At 63.2% G+C, this 16,290-nt stretch carries 13 protein-coding genes and 2 pseudogenes; 10 read left to right on the top strand and 5 right to left on the bottom strand.

All coding sequences use genetic code 11. The features are described 5' to 3' along the window. Positions 1-32 precede the first annotated feature (32 nt). Complete coding sequence (locus QCE69_RS19045) at positions 33-1,157, top strand: porin (RefSeq protein WP_309921613.1); 1,125 nt, start codon at positions 33-35, stop codon at positions 1,155-1,157. 106 nt (positions 1,158-1,263) lie between these two features. Here QCE69_RS19045 and QCE69_RS19040 read toward each other — a convergent pair whose 3' ends face one another. The 3 genes and pseudogenes from QCE69_RS19040 to QCE69_RS19030 form a co-directional block, all read right to left on the bottom strand. Further along, the gene (locus tag QCE69_RS19040) at positions 1,264-1,575 is read right to left on the bottom strand and encodes an aldo/keto reductase (RefSeq protein ID WP_309932271.1); all 312 of its coding nucleotides are present in this window, start codon (positions 1,573-1,575) and stop codon (positions 1,264-1,266) included. Positions 1,576-1,642: 67 nt separating this feature from the next. Then, positions 1,643-1,882, bottom strand: a pseudogene (locus tag QCE69_RS19035) (integrase); the annotation flags it as partial. 95 nt (positions 1,883-1,977) lie between these two features. Next, on the bottom strand, positions 1,978-2,949 hold the full coding sequence (locus QCE69_RS19030; RefSeq protein WP_309921608.1) for a LysR family transcriptional regulator: 972 nt from the start codon (positions 2,947-2,949) through the stop codon (positions 1,978-1,980). A gap of 166 nt (positions 2,950-3,115) precedes the next feature. Between QCE69_RS19030 and QCE69_RS19025 the strand changes: the two genes are divergently transcribed. The 9 genes and pseudogenes from QCE69_RS19025 (at position 3,116) to QCE69_RS18985 (ending at position 11,679) form a co-directional block, all read left to right on the top strand. Then, complete coding sequence (locus QCE69_RS19025; RefSeq protein WP_309932270.1) at positions 3,116-4,105, top strand: aldo/keto reductase; 990 nt, start codon at positions 3,116-3,118, stop codon at positions 4,103-4,105. A gap of 11 nt (positions 4,106-4,116) precedes the next feature. After that, positions 4,117-4,725 carry a flavodoxin gene (locus QCE69_RS19020; protein ID WP_309932269.1) on the top strand — a complete coding sequence of 203 codons (609 nt, stop codon included), beginning with the start codon at positions 4,117-4,119 and terminating at the stop codon, positions 4,723-4,725. Positions 4,726-4,769: 44 nt separating this feature from the next. Further along, on the top strand, positions 4,770-5,621 hold the full coding sequence (locus tag QCE69_RS19015) for an aldo/keto reductase (RefSeq protein ID WP_309932267.1): 852 nt from the start codon (positions 4,770-4,772) through the stop codon (positions 5,619-5,621). A 63-nt stretch (positions 5,622-5,684) separates the two neighbouring features. Beyond that, positions 5,685-6,113: pseudogene (locus QCE69_RS19010) on the top strand (cupin domain-containing protein). 651 nt (positions 6,114-6,764) lie between these two features. Continuing rightward, the gene (locus QCE69_RS19005) at positions 6,765-7,742 is read left to right on the top strand and encodes a LysR family transcriptional regulator (RefSeq protein WP_309932266.1); all 978 of its coding nucleotides are present in this window, start codon (positions 6,765-6,767) and stop codon (positions 7,740-7,742) included. Next, positions 7,742-9,214 (top strand): NAD(P)/FAD-dependent oxidoreductase, encoded by a 1,473-nt coding sequence (locus QCE69_RS19000; protein ID WP_309932264.1) that lies wholly within the window; start codon positions 7,742-7,744, stop codon positions 9,212-9,214. The genes QCE69_RS19005 and QCE69_RS19000 overlap by 1 nt, the downstream gene beginning before the upstream one ends. Positions 9,215-9,216: 2 nt before the next feature. Then, positions 9,217-9,732 carry a CMD domain protein gene (locus QCE69_RS18995; protein ID WP_309932262.1) on the top strand — a complete coding sequence of 172 codons (516 nt, stop codon included), beginning with the start codon at positions 9,217-9,219 and terminating at the stop codon, positions 9,730-9,732. After that, on the top strand, positions 9,729-10,328 hold the full coding sequence (locus tag QCE69_RS18990) for a peroxidase-related enzyme (RefSeq protein ID WP_309932261.1): 600 nt from the start codon (positions 9,729-9,731) through the stop codon (positions 10,326-10,328). The genes QCE69_RS18995 and QCE69_RS18990 overlap by 4 nt, the downstream gene beginning before the upstream one ends. 46 nt (positions 10,329-10,374) lie before the next feature. Continuing rightward, complete coding sequence (locus QCE69_RS18985; protein ID WP_309921584.1) at positions 10,375-11,679, top strand: MFS transporter; 1,305 nt, start codon at positions 10,375-10,377, stop codon at positions 11,677-11,679. 33 nt (positions 11,680-11,712) lie between these two features. Here QCE69_RS18985 and QCE69_RS18980 read toward each other — a convergent pair whose 3' ends face one another. Continuing rightward, entirely contained in the window at positions 11,713-12,942 is a 1,230-nt protein-coding gene (locus QCE69_RS18980) for a multidrug effflux MFS transporter (RefSeq protein ID WP_309932259.1), read from the bottom strand. A gap of 173 nt (positions 12,943-13,115) precedes the next feature. Next, positions 13,116-16,286, bottom strand: coding sequence for a PAS domain S-box protein (locus tag QCE69_RS18975; RefSeq protein WP_309932257.1), 3,171 nt, complete (start codon positions 16,284-16,286; stop codon positions 13,116-13,118). Between the last annotated feature and the right edge of the window lie 4 nt (positions 16,287-16,290).

Raw genomic sequence — 16,290 nt, 5'->3', positions numbered from 1 at the left:
ACCCTAATCAAAATAAACCGGAGACTTGCAAGATGAAGAACGCATGCGCTGCAGCCGCTCTGCTCGCTTTCACCTGCGCCGCACACGCGCAAAGCAGCGTCACGCTGTACGGCCTGATCGATACCGCGATCTCGTGGCAGAACAACCAGGTCGGCGCGACGGCCGCGAACGGTCGCGCGCTGTCCAGCGGCAGTTCCGTGGCGCTCGGACCGGGCTTCTTCAACGGCTCGCGTTGGGGCTTGTTCGGCACGGAAGACCTGGGCGGCGGACTGTCCGCGATTTTCCGCATCGAGGCGGGCTTCAATCCGGGGACGGGGGTCTCGCTGCAAGGCAACCGCGAGTTCGGACGGCAGGCGTATGTCGGCATCAAGAGCAGCTATGGTCAATTGACGTTGGGCCGTCAATACAGCGTACCGTTCGAAACGCTGCTGCCATACGATGTCATCGGCTGGGCCAATTCCGCCGCCAGCGACGTGTGGGTTCAGTTGCTGGCCGGCTCGCGCATGGACAACACGGCGAAGTACACGCTCACCCTCGATCAGTGGAAGATCAACGCGGCCTACTCGTTCGGCGGCCAGGCGGGCAGCGTGTCGCACGGGTCCACGTATGCAGCCGGGCTCAACTATACGGGCAACGTGTTCTCCGCAGGCCTGACTGCGCAGCAGGCGAAGGATCTCGTCGGCAACAAGCAGTCGAATCTCGGCGCGGGCGCGTTCGTCGTGACGGGACCGGTGACGTGGCAGGCCTACTACCTCTACACGCGCCGCGACGGCGGCTTCACGCCGACCAGCGGTCAGGACTTCTCGCCCACTTACGGCACGTATTCGCAGCTCTACACGAATCCGGGCAATACGAACATCGGCGTGAGCAGTCAGGCGCGCACGGACAACGTGTTCCAGTTCGGTGCGACGTGGCAGGCGACGTCGTCGGTGCAAGTCAAGGCGGCCGCCATTTACGACCTCGGCCGCCATGTCAACGCGAACGGCGAAGGCGGCAACAAGCTATCGACGTTCCTGACCGGCGACTACTTCCTGTCGAAGCGGACCGACGTGTATCTGGCCGGCGCATACAGCAAGGTCAGCGGCACGTTCAATGGCCCGTTCGCGGGCAATGACGACAGTGCGTCGGTCACGCTGGGGCTGCGGCATCGGTTCTGATCGGGATACCGACACGATGCTGCGTGCGGGCAGAGGCTCCATGCTCGTGACTGCCGGCTAGTGCCGGCAGCGCCAGAACTTCTGTGCCGCTGCCTCGCTCCGAAGATCAACGGTCATTCGAATGACTGTACGCGGGCTTCGACCCCGGACAAGGCCATGCAACCGGTTTGTCCGGCCGAACGAAATCATCGAGCTTCCCGCCGGTGATTCTCTGCCGGTACTCCTCGGTATGCAGCATCGAATGCGGGAAGATCGGCGGGGGCTGGCTCACGGCATCGAGGTGCGCGACGTCCTCGGCGGAAAGTGCGATGTCGGCGGCGGCAAGATTCATGCGCAATTGTTCGACGCTTCGTGGTCCGATGATCGGCAGCACGCCTTTCGCCATCACCCAGGCAGTGGCGATCTCATCCGGGCTCACGCCGCGCGCTTGTTCGGTCGCATATGAGGCGGAAGGGTCCGTTGGATGACTCGCTACGGATGTTGGGCTACAGCAACCGGACGGCGCGCAGGTTCTTTGTGCGGCAATAGATCAATGATGCTTTCGTTCGTCGCATCGTGTGCGTGTCGTACGCACGGTTGTCGAGTCCGATCGACGCGACCCAACGATGAACAATACGCGCGTACTGACGCGTCGACACATGGGCTGACGCGTGCAACCGACGTGGAAAAAAACAGTCGGCTGGCCTCAATCCTCGGAGTGAAATCCAACCCGAAACACCTTGACGGGATCGAACACTGACTGCTCATGAACGATGGCTTCACAGCCGGTCGCAGCCATTCGATTTGAGACTGCTGAATTTATTGTTGAAGAACCAGGGCACTACCCAATGCGGCTGTATCGCTTCGATCGCGACCTGAATTGGGCTAGCTCTTTCTCAGTGAGCAGGTATTCTCGGCAATCAAGCAGGCGAGCAAAAGCGAGGTCCAGGAAGGCTCGTACTCGCTTGGGTTGAGCAGCCCGGCTTCCGTAGTACACGTGCAAACCGATATGCGCGCTCATATGCCGCAAGAGAACTGGCTTCAGTCGGCCAGCCCGGATGTGGGCCGCTGCCGAGAAGCTCGCGAGCTGACCGATGACCTGCCCCGCAAGCACGGCTTGTAATTCGAGCTCCGAATCGTTCGTCGCGAATGCGGGGGACAATTGCCGGTGTTCGAGCTTACCGTCCACGGTCAAATACCAGGGCGCCACCTTGCCAGTGACCGGATGCCGGAACACACTGCAGCGATGTGCCGCCAGATCATCGAGTATCGATGGCGCGCCGTACGCTTTCAGGTAGGCGGGCGCCGCGCACACGATCATCTGGATCGGGAAGAGTTGCCGACCGATCACACCCTCGCTGGGCGACGCACCGATCCTGAAGCCGACATCTACGCGGTCCAGCACCCAGTTGCCGATACCGTCATCGAGCTGGACGTCCGGCTCGATGCCAGGGTACTCCCGGCAGAACTCGTCGAGCAGAGGCATGAGGATGGCGGCGAACGACGATTTCGGCCCGACGATCCGCAACGGCCCCGCGATCTCATCCTTGGACTCCCGCGCCAAGGCCAGAGCCCTGTCCAGTGCCGCCAGGGCGGGCTGTGTATTTTCCAGGAAGCGTTGGCCCTCCTCGGTTAAGGCGAGGCTGCGCGTCGTCCGATGCAACAGGCGCACTCCTAGATGCTCTTCCAACTGCGCAATGGCCTGACTGGCAGCCTGGGGGGTGACACCCTGGGCCAGAGCGGCCTTGCGGATGCTGCCGAGTTCGACGGCTCTGGCGAACGTCGCGATGGCCTTGAAATCATTCGTGGGCATGGTCGATTCTTTTCCTGAAGTACGACAGAAGCGTCGCACACTTACTCAGTATCAATCTGGGGTTGATACTGGTGCAAGGGATAATCGACTAGTCGCTTGAAACTGCGGCGCCTAAAGTAACGAACATCGGGCCACGGCCCTCGTCGTCTACTGTAAGGAGCGCATCTTGGACAAGCGACAACTCGGCCATTCGGGACTCGAAGTTTCGGCGATTGGCCTGGGGTGCATGGGATTGAGTCACGGCTATGGGCCGGCCACGGATCGAACCAAAGCCGTTGAGCTGATTCGTGCGGCCTTTGACCGAGGCGTGACCTTCTTTGATACCGCCGAGGTCTACGGGCCGTATCTTAACGAGGAGGTTGTCGGAGAGGCGCTGGCGCCCGTACGAGACCAGGTTGTCATCGCCACCAAATTCGGCTTCACCTTTGGTGACGACGGCAAGCAGCAGATTCTCAACAGCCGCCCGGATCATATCCGGTGGGCGGTCGATGGCATGCTTAAGCGCCTGAAGACGGACGTGATCGACTTGCTGTATCAGCACCGAGTTGACCCGGACGTGCCCATCGAGGATGTCGCCGGCACCGTCAAGGAACTCATCCAGGCGGGCAAGGTGAAACACTTCGGCCTGTCGGAAGCCGGCGAGCAGACCATCCGCCGGGCGCATGCCGTGCAGCCCCTGACCGCTCTCCAGAGCGAATATTCGATGTGGTGGCGCGAGCCCGAAGAAAGAATTCTGCCCACGCTGGAGGAACTCGGCATCGGTTTTGTGCCGTTCAGCCCGCTTGGCAAGGGCTTCCTTACGGGCGCCATCGATAAGAGCGCGACGTTCGGCAAGGACGACTTCCGTAGCATCGTCCCTCGTTTCACTCGTCAGGCGCTTGAAGCTAACCAGGCACTGGTCGACGCTCTCAGCGGGATCGCCAAGGGCAAGGGCGCGACGCCGGCTCAGGTCGCGCTCGCATGGCTGCTTGTCCAAAGGCCCTGGATCGTGCCGATTCCGGGCACGACGAAGTTGCATCGTCTGGACGAGAATCTGGGCGCAGCATTGGTCGAACTGACTGAGCCTGACCTCCAGCACATTGCCCAGGCGCTCGCGAACGTCGAAATACATGGCGATCGCTACCCGGCCTCCTTGAAGGCTCGCGTTGGTCGCTGACACAAGGCAACATGATGTCTTCCAACGAGCGTAAGCGCCGGGTGCTTATGGCCGCGGTCGCAGCCTTGCCTTGGAACGCCGCAGTGGCTATAGGCAGCGGCAGCAACACAGTTCGCAAGACGAGGTCGCGAGTTCTCGTCGCCTACTTTTCGCGTTCCGGCAATACGCGGGTTGTAGCCGGGCTGTTGCAGCGAGCGTTCGAGGCGGACGTGTTCGAGATGCGACCGGCCGACCCGTATCCCGAGGAGTATCTCGCAACCGTCGAACAGGCCCGACAGGAGCGGGACAGTGGCTTCGCGCCGGCGCTGGCGGCTCGTCTCACGGACATCGGCACGTACGACACCGTCTACCTTGGCTTTCCGATCTGGGGAGAGACGGCGCCACCGGTGGTTCGTTCGTTTTTGGCGACCCACGATCTCACGGGCAAAACGCTCACGCCTTTCGTAACACATGGTGGATACGGCCTCGGCAACGGCCTGTCCGTGCTCGCCAGCCTCGCGCCGTTGGCGAAGATGCGTAGCCCGTTCGTGATGGAGGCGGACCAGGAGCGCAAAACGCTGAATCTCGTCAACGAGTGGCTCGACAAGACAGGCTTGACCAGGGAACCCGGCGCGTCCTGAGCAGACCTCATGCCGCCGTCGACTTTCAACTGCAAGGAACGAACATGCAAGACGTGACACTCAGCAACGGAATCAAGATGCCGATCCTCGGCTACGGTGTCTTCCAGATCGCCGACGAGACGGAATGCGAACGCTGCGTCGTGGACGCGGTGCAGGCAGGCTATCGTCTCATCGACACCGCTGCGTCCTATAAGAACGAGGAGGCGACCGGGCGTGGCCTCAAGCGTTGCGGGGTCCCCCGCGACCAGCTTTTCGTCACCAGCAAGCTGTGGGTCGAGGATGCTGGCTATGAACGTGCTCAGGCGGCCATCGACAAGTCGCTGAAGCGTCTGGGTCTGGACTACCTCGATCTGTTCCTGATTCACCAGCCGTTCTCGGACGTTCACGGCGCGTGGCGAGCGATGGAGGAGGCGCATCGCGCCGGCAAGCTTCGTGCGATCGGCCTGAGCAACTTCCAGCCGGATCGTCTCATGGACATCAAGTGTTTCAACGAGGTGACGCCAGCCGTTAACCAGATCGAAGTCAATCCCTTCCATCAGCAAGTTGAAAGCGTCGATTTCATGCGCGGGCTCGGCGTTCAGCCAGAGGCCTGGGCCCCCTTCGCCGAAGGACGAAACAACCTGTTCGAGAACGAGCAACTAGTGGCGATTGCGCAGGGCCACGGCAAGACCGTGGGGCAAGTGGTACTGCGATGGCTGGTTCAGCGCGGCATTGTCGCCCTCGCGAAGTCTGTGCGGAAGGAACGGATGCTGGAAAACCTGGCTGTCTTCGACTTCGAGCTGTCCGAGGGAGACATGCAGGCAGTCGCAACGCTGGAGACTGGTAAGAGCAGCTTCTTCTCCCATCGCGACCCGGCGATCGTGAAATGGATGAGCGAGCGAAAACTTGGCCTCTGACATGGCGGTCTGGCTAGTCGCCGAGGGAGACCCGGGCACCCCATAACCTGAAAGAGCGCAATCATGACCAAAGCATCTCAGACCATCGTCCGTAACGGCACGAAGCCGTCAATCAAGGGCCCTTAAAGCTGGTTTACCGGCTCGGTCCGTATCGATAGCCTCTTCCAGGCTGAGGAACCGGCGCGTCTCGGCGGCGGCATCGTGACGTTTGAACCCGGTGCACGCACCAACTGGCATACGCACCCGCTCGGGCAAACACTCCTCGTTCTCAATGGCGTCGGCTGGACTCAATGTGAAGGCGGCCTCCGAACGGAAATCCGCGCCGGTGACATCGTCTCGTGCTCGTGCGGCAAGCGGCACTGGCACGGAGCGGCTGCGACCACCGCCATGTCGCATCTTGCTCTAACCGAATTGCTCGACGGCAAGAATGTCGAATGGATGGAGCCGGTGACCGACGAGCAATATCATGCAGGGCCGCTCGTCACTGAATAACCGTGCTCCCGGTCTCGGCATATATTCTTAGGCGAGACCGCAAATCGGTTAAGCGGCCACTGTACATGGCCCCCTTGTAACGGCGATGCAGCCCTACGGCTCAAGCGGTGAGGAACACCTTCAAAGTCGCGGAGAGGGTTGCCCCTGAACGTCGGGTTCTTTTCTGAAACCGGTCGCTCAGATTTCAGTTGCGTCCGGCCGTTCATGGCCGCCTGCTGCCTGCTGCGCCCGGCTACGCCGACCCTGATTCCTATAACGTCGCCGCCCTTCCGACCAAGAGAAGGCGCCGTATGGAATGGGAAGCTAACCCGGCCACTTTGCCTTAACGCAACGTGCAGTCGAAATGAGAAGGACTTCCCTGTTCGTCTGCACATCATTTGCTTTCTGCCTAGCCAGGTTTGCAGTCTTTTGCGACCGCCTTGCGACTAAGCCATTCCACCGAAGCCTCATCTTCGGTTGAGCAATCACCGATCGCCATTCCCCTGATCTCTGTGCCTTGCTGACGAGCGGCCAGGGCGAACCGCGCTGCGCACGTCCACCGGAAACCAGCACCCCTCCCCCTGATGTCCATATTCCAATTAATTATTTGCAATTTGCATTATTGACGCCCCAGAATGTGAAAACCACATCCTCCTCGCGACCATACACCGCATGGACCTACGCCAGCTCGAAGCCTTCGCCGCAGTCGTCACCACCGGCAGCATCACCGCCGCTGGTCGCCTGCTGAACCGCTCGCAGCCTGCCATCACCCGTCTGATCCAGGTTCTGGAGGCCGACGTACGCTACGCGCTGTTCACCCGCAACGGCCCCCGCGTCACGCCAACCGAACAAGGCATCCAGTTCTACGATGAAGTCGAATCCATCCTTGCAAGCCTGCAAGGAATCCAGAAACGCTCTGACGAAATCGCGCGTGGCGACAGCCGTCCCTTGCGGATTGCCGCGACCTCGGCACTTGCCGCGGGCCTCGTGCCGCTCGGGCTCGCCCACGTCCAGACCGCCAACGCCACGCGCAACATCCAGTTACGCAGCGTGACCCCGGAGCAGGTGGTGCACGCCGTGCTCACCGGTGCTGCCGATATCGGCGTGGCCAGCCTGCCGCTCGAACATCGCGGCGTGCTCGTGCACTGGATCGGCCAATCCGCGTGCGTCGCGGCGCTGCGCGACGACGATCCCCTCGCGCTACACGACCGCCTGCCCCTTTCGGCCTGCGAGGGTCGCCCCATCGTCACGATGCAGAATCCGTATCGCCTGCGCCGCCGTCTCGACCACGCGTTCGCGCAAGCGTCAGTCAAACCCACGGAATTGATCGAAACGAATTCGTCGCTGAACGCGCTGACCGCCGTGCGCGCAGGCCTCGGCATCTCCGTTCTCGAACCGGTCACCGCCTATGGCACACCGCTGACCGGCATCGCGATCCGTCCGATCGACGCCGACATTCCGTATTTCTTCGGCGTGATCTCACGCGACGCAGTCCCGCTGCCGCCCGTAGCCGCACACCTCGTCGACGCGCTCGCCGATGCCGCCCGCACCCTGCTCCCGGATTTCACTCTGCGCGCGGGCACCGAACACGCCCAGGTCCTGCAGTCGCTCTATGGCGACCTGCCCGCCATGAAGGAAAACTTGCTGTGATGAACCCGAGCACTCCATCTACCGCGGGTCTCGCGGCGCTCGAAACCCGCTTGCGCCAGGATCTCGCCTGGCTCGAATTGCCCGCGAAACGCTGGATCCCTGAGCGGACCGTCGACGGCCACGCGCTCGTCAACGTCGCCATCATCGGCGGCGGCATGGCCGGGCTCGCGGTGTCGGCGGCACTGGGCCATCTCGGCATCGATGCCGTCATCTACGATCAATCGCCGCGCGGCTTCGAAGGCCCGTGGGCGACCACGGCACGCATGGAAACCCTCCGCTCGCCGAAGCAACTCACCGGTCCCGCGCTCGGCCTGCCGTCGCTCACCTTCCGCGCGTGGTTCGAAGCGCAGTTCGGCACGCAGGCCTGGGACGCGCTCGACAAGATCCCGCGCCTGCAATGGATGGACTATCTGCGCTGGTATCGCGATGTGCTGGACATCGACGTGCGCAATGAACACCGCATCACCGCCATCACGCCGCGCGAGGACGGTTGCGTGGCGCTCTCCATCACGAATGCCGCGGGCAACGAGACGGTCTTCGCGCGCCATGTCATCCTCGCGATGGGCCGCGACGGACTGGGCGGCCCCGCCGTGCCCGCGTTCGTGCGCGACCTGCCGCGCCGCTTCTACGCCCATTCGTCCGATGCGCTGGACTACGGCACGCTGCGCGGCAAGCGCGTGGGCGTCATCGGTGCGGGCGCATCGGCGATGGACAGCGCGGCGACCGCGCTCGAAGCGGGCGCAGCGTCCGTCGATCTGCTGATTCGCCGGACGGACATTCCCCGCATCAACAAAGGCAAGGGCGCAGGCAATCCGGGCCTCACGCACGGTCATGTCGTGTTGCCCGACGACTGGAAGTGGCGCATCCGCCATTACATCAACGTGCAGCAGGTGCCGCCGCCACGCGGCAGCACACTGCGCGTATCAGGTCACGCCAACGCGCGCTTCAATCTCGGTACGCCGATCACCGATGTCGAAGTGACCGGGAACGCGTTGCAGGTCCATACGCCGAAAGGCGACTTTGCGCTCGACTTCCTCCTGTTAGGCACGGGCTTTCGCATCGACTGGACGGCCCGTCCCGAGTTCGCGCCGTTCGCGCGTCATGTCCGCGTCTGGAAAGACCGCTACGCGCCGCCCGCCGGTGACGATGACATCGAGCTTGCTGATTCGCCGGATCTCGGACCTGTCTTCGAATTCCAGGAAAAGACCGCGGGCGAATGCCCCGGCCTGGAACGCATCCATTGCTTCTGTGCGCCTGCGACGCTCTCGCACGGCGCGCTCTCAGGCGACATCCCGGCCGTGAGCGACGGAGCCAAGCGGCTTGCCCAAGGGCTCGCGGCGACGTTCTATCGGGAGGATGTCGAATTGCATTACGCCAACATGGAGACGTTCGCGGAGCCCGAAATTGACGGGACCGAGTGGACGCCCGCGCCACCGCCGCCGGCACTCGCCGACCAGGCTTTCGGGAGTTGAACATGACACATGACATTGATCAGGACGTGATCGATAGCGTCGCTGGCCTCGCGCCCGACTCAGGCACTTACGCGCTGCGGCACCAGCGGGCGAAGGTCGTGGACGCGACTCAGGGCAGCTACGACGCGCTGTTCGATCCCGCGCTCGAAGGCCTCACGCTTGTCGAACGATTGCTCGTCGCGCTCTACGCAAGCCGTCTCACGCCCTCCCCGGCGCTTGTCGCCCATTACCGCGCCGAACTGACCGCGCACGATATCGATCAAGCGACGCTCAGCGCCGTGGAAAGCGGCACGCCTGACGATCTGACCGAGCCGCGCCTGCGTGCAATCCTCGCGTTCACGCGCACGTTGATCGAGAACCCGGTCGCCGGCGACGAGGCCGCCCTGCAGACGCTGCCCGCTGCCGGACTCACGACGCCCGCTGTCGTCGCGCTTGCGCAATTGATTGCCTTCCTCTCGTATCAGACGCGCCTCGTCGCGGGTCTGCAAGCCTTTGCACAACTGGAGCGCGCAGCATGACCGACTTCATCCGTTCGAACGGCTTCACGAACGAGTCACTGGGATGGCGCGCATGGCTCGACGTCGTGAACCTCGACCAGGCGACCGGGGAACAGATCGCCGTGCTCGAAGAGAGCCACCCCAAGGCAAAGGAGTCGGATTACTACCGCTTTCTGGTGCATCAGCCGGAGATCCTGCGGCAGCGCTCCGCGGCGTTCAACGCGATCATGTACGCACCCGGCGGCCTGCCTCGCGCGGAACGGGAACTGTCGACCACCGTGGTATCGCGGATCAATGGCTGTGTGTATTGCGCGTCGGTCCATGCGCAGCGTTTCGAACAGCTCGCCAAGCGCAACGACGTCATCCGCCAGGTTTTCGACGATCCCCACAGCGCCGGCACGACGAGCCGCGAACAAGCGATTGCGCGCTTCTCGGCCGCGTTGACCGAGCATCCGGACAACATCGAAGCCAGCCATCTGCGCGCGTTGCGCGAGGCCGGTCTCTCTGATGCCGAGATTCTCGATCTCATCCATTCGATCGCCATCTTCGCGTGGGCCAACCGGCTGATGCTGAATCTCGGCGAGCCTGTGTTTCCCGGGCAGACGCCGGCTGCATGATCCGACGAATTCGGACTCTCCTTCCAACCTTGTCCCGAGATAGCCGATGGATACTCAACCTGGCCTGAAGCCCGTCATCGTGGCTGCGGTGCTGGCCAATGCGATGGAGTGGTTCGACTTCACCATCTTCGCCGCGATGACGCCGCTCATCAGCAAGCTGTTCTTTCCCGCCGCACCTGCCGATTCGGGCGCGAGCCTGAATGCCATCCTCCTGACGACCGCCCTGTTCGGCGCGGGCTTCTTCATGCGGCCGGTGGGCGGCGTGCTGCTCGGTCTCTATGGCGACAAATACGGCCGCAAGTCGGCCATGACGCTCGGCATGAGCATCATGGCGCTGGCCGCGGCCATCATGACCTTCGCACCGACCTACGCCACGGCGGGCGTCGCCGCACCGCTGCTGATGCTCGCGGCCCGGCTGCTGCAAGGCTTCTCGATTGGCGGCGAGTTCGGCACCTCGACGGCCTTCCTGATCGAACTCGCGCCGCCCAGGCGCTCCGGCTTCTATGGATCGTGGCAGATGAGCGGCCAACTCATGTCGACGATGCTGGGCGCCGCGCTCGGCGTGCTGGTCACCCAGGTGTTCACGCCCGAGCAGCAGATTGCGGGCGGCTGGCGCCTTCCCTTTGCCGTCGGCCTGCTCATTGCGCCACTGACGGTTTATCTGCGCCGTCACGCCAGCGAAACCTACGCGCGCATCCACGCAACGCCGCACGCGCGCCCGGCAGACGCAAGCGCCGTCAAGCGCGGACTGTCGGACTATCTGATCGGCATGGGCATGGTGGTCGCGAGCACGGTCACGTTCTACGTCACCTTCGGCTATACCGTCACCTATGCGAAACAGGTGCTCAAGCTGCCCGTGTCGGAGAGCTTCATGGTGCAGATGATCGCGGCCATCGTCATGCTGATCGTCACGCCGATTGCCGGCGCGCTGTCCGATCGTCACGACCGCAAAACCCTGCTGGTCGGCTCGCTGGCCGCCTACCTCGTCGCCATCTATCCGCTCTATGCCTGGGTCGTGGCCGCGCCATCCGTCTCACGGCTTCTGGTCGCGCAGATCGTGATCGGCGTGATCAGTGCCACCTTCCTCGGCGTCTATTGCACGACGCTCGCGGAAATGTTCCCCAGGCGTTCGCGCGCGACGTCGCTCGCCGTGGTCAACAACGTGGTCGTTTTAATCTTTGGCGGCTTTGCGCAGACCTTCGTCACGTGGCTCATCGCGCTTACGGGTTCGCCGCTGGCGCCCGTGCTGTACGTGATGATCGGCATTGCGTTGAGTCTCATCGCCGTGCTGGCCCTCAAGCCGGGCCACTTCGCGCAAGGCCGGGCCAGCGCTGCGCAAACCACGGGATAGCCGCAAGCGGGTCAAGCGGCGTACGGCCCGTGCTTACGCCGCCTTGACCGCCGCTTCGTCCCGCGCGGCTCGCTCCAGATGCCGCAGCAGCAGGTTCACCATCACGACCACGGTCAGGCCGATCGCGACGAAGAACAGGGCCAGCGGCGCAAGTATCTGCACTGACACGAAGCCGGCCAGTCCCATCATGACGGACGAAACCAGCAGCAGTGCGCAACCGAGAATCGCGCTCGTCAAACCGGCGATATGCGGAAACAGCGAGTTGCCCTTCGCCATGAAGGTCGGATACATGGCCCCTGCACAAAAGCCCATCACGAGCACGGGCAAGGCAAGCGACCACACCGTGAGTCCCGCGGTGAGCGAGAAGAGCAGCATCGCGACCGCGGCGCCTGCCATGATTCGCGAGCCCAGGCGCAAGCGCGTTTCGGCGCTCGGAAAGCGCGGTCCATGCAAACGGTTCGAGAGGCCGCCGAGAAAATACATCATGCCGATGGCCAGCGCGAGATAGCCGAAATAGGTCGGCGGCCTGTGCAGCGTGTTCTGCACCATGAACGGCCCGACGATATTGAACACCAGCAGAATGCTGTAGCACAGGCCTTGCGCCAGAAAACAGCTTTGAAACACGGGGCTTGCCAGGACCTTCCCGGCATTGCTGATCAGCGTGCGCGGCGCCAGATGCACAGGCTTGCGCAACGTCTCCTGGTATCGCCAGACGAACCCCCACATCACGATCGAATAGATCAGCAGGAACACCAGGCAGGCTTTCCAGCCCAGCCATTCCTGCAGGTGCGCGCCGATGACCGGCGCGACGATCGGCGCGAACCCCCAGGCAATCGACATGTAGGTGAACGCGTGCAGCAAGCGCTGGCCACTGAACGAATCGGTGATGATCGCCTTGGCAAGCAGATTGGTGGCCGCGATGCCGAAGCCCTGCAGGACGCGCGCGAGGATGAAGGTTTCGAGGCTGTTCGCCGTGAGCGAGAGCAGACAGCCGAGGGTATAGACCACCAGCCCGAAAGCGAGCACGCGCTTGCGGCCATAGGCATCGGCGACGGGACCGAGCACGAGCTGGCCGATGGCGTAGGCGGCCATGTAGCCGGACACGCTCGACTGAATGGCTTGCGCCGACACGCTGAAATAGCGCGCCATCGCGGGCAGCGCGGGCACATAAATGTCGATGGCGAGTTGTCCGGCGGACGCGAACAGGCACACGAGCAACAGCAGAAAGCGCGGCGAATTCTGCCTGGAAGAAGCTTCAGTCATGGGTGGGCGGGGACGAGGAACAGGCGGCCGCGCGCGGACAACCCGCAGCGGCTGGCGCTGCGTATTGTGCCTGCTATCGTTGGCGTCGTCCCAATACCCCTGCTTCAGCCGATGTCGGCCACCGGCATCGAACGCGCCCGTTCCGGTTCATGCAAACGCAACGGCCCCGCGCGTCAGGCCGCTTTTTCCTTCCTCGCCAGCTTCCTGCCCTCTTCAACCCACCCCTCACCCTTCAGCTTCTTCTTCGTCTCCCGCAGCACGCCCGCCAGCTCGGACGCCTTGGTCGCATCGAGCAGCACGAAGTCCCGCAGCGCCGCCGTGGCGTCGATCTCGAAGCAACGCCTGCCGCTCGTCGTCGTTCTGGCGTCGCCCGCCTCGATCCCGGCGATCTCCTCTGCCAGCGGATGAAGCTGTCGCTTGAGCAAGGCGCGAAGGCGCGCGTCAACCATCACGCGGTCCATGCTCCAGGAGGCCCGGTTCGACAGCGCGTTTTCGCCGGCAAGCACGCTATCGGCGACGACCTGAAGACCCATTGCCCTGAGCCTCGCGAGATCCGCGCGCAGGCTTTCCGTGTTCACGCGAGCGGTGCCGCGTTCGAGCCGCAGTTCAAGGCGGTTCGCGTCGACGCCGCTCTCGCGCAGCGCCAATGTCAGCGTCTCGGTGAAGTCGCTCGTCAGAAGCTGCTTGGGGTAGACGGGCACGCAGACCGTCACTTCGGGCAGCCGCGTGGCAAGCTTGCAGGCCTCGCGCAAGACCCATTCTCCGAGCGGCACGACAAGCCCGCTCTGCTCGGCCACGCGCAGATAACTTTCCGTGCCGAGCCGGCCGAGCGTCGGATGATTCCACCAAGGCTGGACCTCGACGGCGATCGCGTTCGTCGACGAGACGCGCACGCTGCAGGCGAGATCGAATTCACGCGCCTTGATCGCGATCAGCATGTCATGCGCGAGATGCCGTTCGGTCTCGGCCGAGGTTTCCGCATCTTCGGCGTAGAACGTGTAGGTGCCGCGCTGCTTGCCCTTGGACCGGTACAGCGCAACGTCGGCGAAGCGGAACAACTCGTCTTCTTCGAGCGTATCCTGCGGCGTCAGCGCGATACCGATCGACAGGCCCACCTCCAGCCACCGGTCGCCATGAGCGATGGGCTGGGACACCGCCTCGATCAGGCGTTCCGCGAGTTCGACGACCTGCGGCCGCGCCAGGTTCGAGGCAGCAACAACGAACTCGTCGCCACCGATCCGCGCAACCAGCTGCCCTTCCCTCATCTCGCCCGTCAGGCGCGCGGCGACAGTGCGCAACACGAGATCGCCCACATCATGGCCGAACGTGTCGTTGATCGGCTTGAAGTGATCGAGGTCGAGATAGAACAGCGCGAGTTCGCTGTCGGTCGCCCTGAGCACCTGGCGCATGAACATGCGCAGGCCGAGCCGGTTCGGCAGGCCCGTCGCCGGGTCGTGCTGGACTTCCTTCTGGGCCCGCGAGAGATCGGCGGCGAGGGACACGTCGGCGGTGATGTCGGCGGCGATCTTGACGATCTTGAAGGGCTTGCCGTTCAGGTCGTAGATCGGGTTATAGGATGCCTGGATCCAGACCTCGGCCCCGTTCGCCGCGATGCGCTTGAATTTGGAAGACAGGAACGTGCCCGCGCGCAGCTCGGTCCAGAAGCGTGCGTAATCGGCATGTGAAGCGGTTTCCTTGTCGACGAACATGCGATGGTGCCGGCCCACCACGTCCCGAAGCGTGTAGCCCATCAGCGTCAGGAAGTTGTCGTTCGCTTCGAGCACGTTGCCGTCCATGTCGAACGAGACCACGCTCTGCGACTTGTTGATCGCGGCGATCTGGCCTTCGTAGTCGCCTTGCCGCAGCTTCTGCTGGGTCACGTCGACGGCGTTCTTGACGACCTTGAAGGTCCGCCCGTTCATGTCGAGGATCGGATTGTAGGAAGCCTGCAGCCAGATCTCGCGGCCATCGCGGCCGAGGCGCTTGAATTCGCCCGCCTGGTACTGACCCGCGGCGAGCGCCTGCCAGAACTTCCCATAGCTTTCGCTGTCCCGCTCCTCCGCCGAAACAAACATCGAATGATGCCGGCCGATAACCTGCGACAGGCGGTAACCCGCCAGGTCGAGAAAGTTGTCGTTGGCGTCGAGGATCGTGCCGTCGACATTGAAGGCGACCACGCTCTGCGACTTGTGGATCGCGGCGATCTGACCTTGATGGTCCGCCTGGCGAAGCTTCTCGCGCGTGACCACCGTTGCGTACTTGACGATCTTGAAGGGCCGGCCGTCCTGATCGAGCACCGGGCTATAGATGGCCTGCAGCCAGATCTCGCGCTTGTCGCGGCCAATCCGCCGGAACTCGCCGCTGCGATGACGGCCGGCGGCCAGATCGCTCCGGAAAATCTCGTAGTCGAGACTGTGCGCGTAGGCCGGATCGACGAACATGCGGTGATGGCGGCCTTCGAGTTCCTCCATCGTGTAGCCCACCGCTTCGAGGAAGTTGCGGTTGGCATCCAGAATGGTGCCGTCGGGCGCAAAGGTCACGATGCACTGCGACTTGTCGATTGCCGCAATCTGGCCTTCGAAATCGGCGTTCTGCTGTTTTTCCGAGGTGACGTCGACCGCATACTTGACGATCTTGAACGGACGACCTTCGAGGTCGAGGATGGGATTGTAGGTCGCACGCAGCCAGACGGCGCGGCCGTCCTTGCTGAAGCGCCGATATTCGCCGGAAGCGTGCAAGCCTTCTCGCAAGCGTTCCCAGAACGCGGCATACGACGGGTCGCTGGCCTCGTCGGCGGCGACGAACATGCGGTGATGCTGACCGACGACTTCATCGAGACCATAGCCGGTCGCGTCGAGAAACTTCTCGTTGGCGTGAAGGATCGTGCCGTCCATCGCGAAGTGGATCACGGCCTGCGAGGTATTGATGGCGGCGATCTGGCCGGCGTCGTCCACGGCCGACATCATGCGGGCGGTCACGTCGCGCACCAGCATCACGATTTCGCCGACCGTGCCGTCCGCGGCCGCGAACGGGATGCAGGAAACCTCGGTCCAGAACGACGAGCCGTCGCGCTTCAGCTGCTGCATTTCGCCGAAGAACGCTTCGGCGGTTTCAAGGACCGTATCGATCTCGTCCCGCACGGCTGCGCCCGCTGCGAGCGGCCGGAAGATGCTGCGATTGCGTCCGACGAGCTCCCATCCCTGGTAGTCGAAGAGTTCCAGGAAGCGCTCGTTCACGCGAAGGATGCTGCCGTCGGGCGCAAAAGCGATCCGCCCCACGGTTCGTTCCATGGCTTCCGCATCGGCGGGCGTGAAGGAAGACTTGATCGAATTGTGAAGCATCATCACC

It is taken from the genome of Caballeronia sp. LZ032, from assembly GCF_031451315.1.
Taxonomy (GTDB): domain Bacteria; phylum Pseudomonadota; class Gammaproteobacteria; order Burkholderiales; family Burkholderiaceae; genus Caballeronia.
The sequence above is the reverse complement of the archived record's forward strand: the minus strand, read 5'-3'. Positions and strand labels throughout refer to the sequence as shown.

Excerpts from the sequence above, each read along its gene's own strand:
- QCE69_RS19005 (WP_309932266.1), top strand. The coding sequence starts at position 6,765 with ATGGACCTACGCCAGCTCGAAGCCTTCGCCGCAGTCGTCACCACCGGC.
- QCE69_RS18995 (WP_309932262.1), top strand. The coding sequence starts at position 9,217 with ATGACACATGACATTGATCAGGACGTGATCGATAGCGTCGCTGGCCTC.
- QCE69_RS18985 (WP_309921584.1), top strand. The coding sequence starts at position 10,375 with ATGGATACTCAACCTGGCCTGAAGCCCGTCATCGTGGCTGCGGTGCTG.
- QCE69_RS19030 (WP_309921608.1), bottom strand. The coding sequence starts at position 2,949 with ATGCCCACGAATGATTTCAAGGCCATCGCGACGTTCGCCAGAGCCGTC.
- QCE69_RS19045 (WP_309921613.1), top strand. The coding sequence starts at position 33 with ATGAAGAACGCATGCGCTGCAGCCGCTCTGCTCGCTTTCACCTGCGCC.
- QCE69_RS19015 (WP_309932267.1), top strand. The coding sequence starts at position 4,770 with ATGCAAGACGTGACACTCAGCAACGGAATCAAGATGCCGATCCTCGGC.
- QCE69_RS19020 (WP_309932269.1), top strand. The coding sequence starts at position 4,117 with ATGATGTCTTCCAACGAGCGTAAGCGCCGGGTGCTTATGGCCGCGGTC.
- QCE69_RS18990 (WP_309932261.1), top strand. The coding sequence starts at position 9,729 with ATGACCGACTTCATCCGTTCGAACGGCTTCACGAACGAGTCACTGGGA.
- QCE69_RS18975 (WP_309932257.1), bottom strand. The coding sequence starts at position 16,286 with ATGATGCTTCACAATTCGATCAAGTCTTCCTTCACGCCCGCCGATGCG.
- QCE69_RS19000 (WP_309932264.1), top strand. The coding sequence starts at position 7,742 with ATGAACCCGAGCACTCCATCTACCGCGGGTCTCGCGGCGCTCGAAACC.
- QCE69_RS18980 (WP_309932259.1), bottom strand. The coding sequence starts at position 12,942 with ATGACTGAAGCTTCTTCCAGGCAGAATTCGCCGCGCTTTCTGCTGTTG.